We start from the raw sequence: 3,176 nt of genomic DNA, 5'->3' as shown, positions 1-3,176 counted from the left end.
TCGCCGACAGCGACAGGGTCAAAAGCCTCTGCTATCAGCCCTGGGTCCAGCAGGTCATTTCGTAGGTTCGCCGGTATTATGTGGTGGAAGCTGGGGTCTAGAGTCTGTTCTCTCCTCCTCACCGGCAAGCCTTCCCCCATCCCGCCATGGCCGCGGCCAAATCGGTGCCGTCGGGCAAGGTGACCGTCGCATCGACCCGGCCGCCATACTTGTCGTGGGCGATGTCGGTCAGCGTTACCCAGCCGGGCAAAAGGCGGGTCAGCGCGTCGCGGGCCGAAAGGGCGCGCGGGCGGCAGGGGCCGTGAAGCTCGTCGGTGTCCAGGCGGCGGACCCGGACCAGGACCGTGACCTCGGTGTCAAGCCAGACACGAAGACGGGCCTGAAAGGTGTCGCCGTCGATGATGCGCAGAACCTCGGCCCGGATCGGGCCGGGCAAAGGCTCGGCCGCCGGCGCCGCCGACGCGGCCAGCACACAAAGAACAAGCGCAAGGTGGCGCATCAATAAGGCCCCGTCGGGACCCGAGGCGGCGCGGCGATGCGGGCCGAAGCCTTGGAGAACTCCGGCCCGCCCGGCGCCAGCCTCAGGTCCCGGCAGAACGCATGCGCCAAAACTGCCCGCCGGGGAACGGCGGCGCCTTGGCGCGGGGTCGGCTTGGGTTTAAGGTGCAGCTAGCCATGACCTTGTGACTCCACACAGGGTTTTGGTCAGGGGCGAGGGGGGTGCGCTAACACCCTCTTCGTCCCGCTCCGCCCCTCAGTCGGACGCAACGGGCAGTATAGCCGCTAAGGCGGTTGCGCATCCACCAGGAAACGTCAGAACGCCAGGGTAATCGGGTGCGCGCGTCGGGGCGCTATCCACAGGCCCTCTCCCCGGCCCTCTCCCGCAAGCGGGCGAGGGGGAAGCGGCGGTCACGCGGTCAGAACTTCCGTTCGACCTTTTCGCACGATCCTTCGACCTTGATCTGCTTGTCGATGCGGGCGAAGCGGCCCGAGACGCGGTCGATGCGGAACACCAGCGCCGAGCGACCGGCCGCCGGGTCGTAAAGGCCGAAGCCGTCGCGGTACGACATCACGCCATAGTTTTTCCCCGACACCGTCTCGGACGCCTCGCCCCGCTTCTCGTCGATGGAAAAGGCGAAGGGGCCGGCCTCGAGGGTCGGGTTGTCGGCCTTGCAGGCAAGCCGCAGCGTTGCCGCTTCCTCCTGCGCCACGGCCGGAAGGGCGGTCAGCACGGCGATGGTCAGGATCACAAGACGGCGCATCGTGTTCTCCGTTAAGCAGAAATCCCCAGCCGTTCGGCCAGTTCGCGCGCTTCGCGCTTGGAAAGCCCGTACGAGCCCGCGTCGGCCAGTGTCGCCTTTCCGGCCAGCATGTCCTTGACCAAGGCCAAGTCCATGCGCGACAGCCGCGATGCCTCGAGCTGATAGTCGCGGAAGGCCTCCGTCGTCACCGGCACCCAATCGGCCATGATATCCAGGATCTTTTCGGCGAAAATGCGGATCTCGAACTGGGCGTGCGGGTCGGCGCGTAGCCGCAGGAAATGCATCAGGTTGTGCAGGTTGGTCTGCCAGTACATCTGGGTATAGGTCGATAGCGGCAGGCCGATGCGGGCTAGTTCGCGGGCGATGCCGTCGCGGCCCTCGTCGATGGTCTGGCCGTCTTCGTCGGCGTTCAGCAGATGGTGGTAGGTGGCGAAATTGCGCAGCGCTTCTTCCTTCAAGATGCGCAGCACCTCGGCGGAATCGTCTGGCGTAAGGGTGTCGCCGCGGCCCTGCTTGTTGTCCTTGGACTGCACCGCCAACTGGCTGGCGTCGGGCATGTAGAACTCGTCCGGCATGATCGAGTAGCGGGCCGAATATTCGTTCAAAGATGCGGTGCGGTGGCGCACCCATTGGCGCATCACGAAGATCGGCAGCTTGACGTGCAGCTTGATGACGCAGCCCTCGAACGGGCTGGTGTGGAAGTGACGCATCAGGTAGCGCAGCAGCGCCCGGTCGTCGTTCAGGCCCTTGGTGCCCTTGCCATAGCTCATGCGCGCCATCTGCAGGATCGACAGATCGTCGCCCATGTAATCCTTGACCGCGATGAAGCCGTGATCCAGCACCGGGTGATAGACGTTCAGATGGGCTTCCATGCCTGCCGAAACCGGCCGGAAGGTCTGCGACAGCTCGCGAACGGGCGCGTCGGCGGCTTCGGGAACGGGCTTTTCAAGGTCGGCGGCGGACATGGCAAGGCAACTCCGGTAGAGACTTATGCAGTGGTTATCATGCATAAGCCATGGTGCTCAAACCTTATATATCGCACAGGCCCTGGCGTGGAAATTGTGCAGAACGCGCCGTTCGACCTCGCCCATCGACAGGGCGGCCAGGCCTTGCAGCAGCGGCGATTTCAGGGCCAGGCGATATTCGGCGATGGCGCGGGCGCCGCCGGTTTTGATGGGGGCGAAGCGCCAGGCCAGGCGGAAGTCGCGAAACGGGCCGTCGGTCGAGGTGATTTCCAGCCGGTCGGGCGGGGCGGGGCGGGCCAGGCTGGTGAAGGTCACGTCCACCGGGCCGGCGCCGAAATGGTTTTCCACCCGCCAGATTCCGTCGGCCCGCTCGACGATGCGGGCGGCGCGGCACCATGGGATGAAGGTGGGATAGGCTTCGATGTCGGCGGCGATGGCGTACAATTGCGCGGGCGTCAGGCCGGGAAAGTCGGCCCGCATGCGCCCCGACAGCGCCATCAGCGGGTCAGGTTGCGGATGTTGCGGACGAAGATGTTCAAAAGGCCGCGGATGAACGGGTCGGACTTGGCCAGCTTCTCGCGGAAGGTGTCGCGGTTGATGATCACCACCGACAGATCGGTCTGGGCCTTGGCCGAGGCCATGCGCGGCTTGTCATCGACCAGCGCCATTTCGCCGAACAGTTCGCCCTTGCCCAGGGTGGCCAGCACCAGCCCGTGCTTGGAAATCTCGACCATGCCGTCCTGGATCAGATAGGCGCGGTCACCCTGGTCGCCTTCGTTGAAGACCTTCTGGCCGGCATAGAAAATTTTCCGCTCGAGGACCTTGCCCTTTTCCATGAAGCGCCCCTTCTGGACCTTGTGTGGTGATTTTGTAAGGCTCTATTCGTGAATCGTATTGACGGTCACGCCCCCATGGCGGCGGCGAGGCAATATCGCGCGGTCGGGTCCGG

The 3,176-nt window shown here is 64.9% G+C and carries 5 protein-coding genes; all 5 read right to left on the bottom strand.

Annotated features, from left to right (window positions below):
• Positions 1-118: 118 nt before the first annotated feature.
• Positions 119-499: a thermonuclease family protein gene (locus A6A05_RS02295; protein WP_068497062.1), complete on the bottom strand. Its 381-nt coding sequence runs from the start codon at positions 497-499 to the stop codon at positions 119-121.
• Between the two features lie 418 nt (positions 500-917).
• On the bottom strand, positions 918-1,262 hold the full coding sequence (locus A6A05_RS02290; RefSeq protein WP_068497059.1) for a hypothetical protein: 345 nt from the start codon (positions 1,260-1,262) through the stop codon (positions 918-920).
• Between the two features lie 11 nt (positions 1,263-1,273).
• Positions 1,274-2,227, bottom strand: a complete 954-nt coding sequence (thyX, locus tag A6A05_RS02285; protein ID WP_068497057.1) for an FAD-dependent thymidylate synthase — start codon at positions 2,225-2,227, stop codon at positions 1,274-1,276.
• A gap of 57 nt (positions 2,228-2,284) precedes the next feature.
• Positions 2,285-2,725 (bottom strand): type II toxin-antitoxin system RatA family toxin, encoded by a 441-nt coding sequence (locus A6A05_RS02280; RefSeq protein WP_082910629.1) that lies wholly within the window; start codon positions 2,723-2,725, stop codon positions 2,285-2,287.
• Positions 2,725-3,063: a cyclic nucleotide-binding domain-containing protein gene (locus A6A05_RS02275; protein ID WP_068497054.1), complete on the bottom strand. Its 339-nt coding sequence runs from the start codon at positions 3,061-3,063 to the stop codon at positions 2,725-2,727. The genes A6A05_RS02280 and A6A05_RS02275 overlap by 1 nt, the downstream gene beginning before the upstream one ends.
• Positions 3,064-3,176 lie beyond the last annotated feature (113 nt).

Source organism: Magnetospirillum moscoviense, assembly GCF_001650635.1.
In the GTDB taxonomy this organism is placed as follows: Bacteria; Pseudomonadota; Alphaproteobacteria; order Rhodospirillales; family Magnetospirillaceae; genus Magnetospirillum; species Magnetospirillum moscoviense.
Note: the sequence above shows the minus strand (reverse complement) of the source record. Positions and strands in the feature narration are given on the sequence as shown.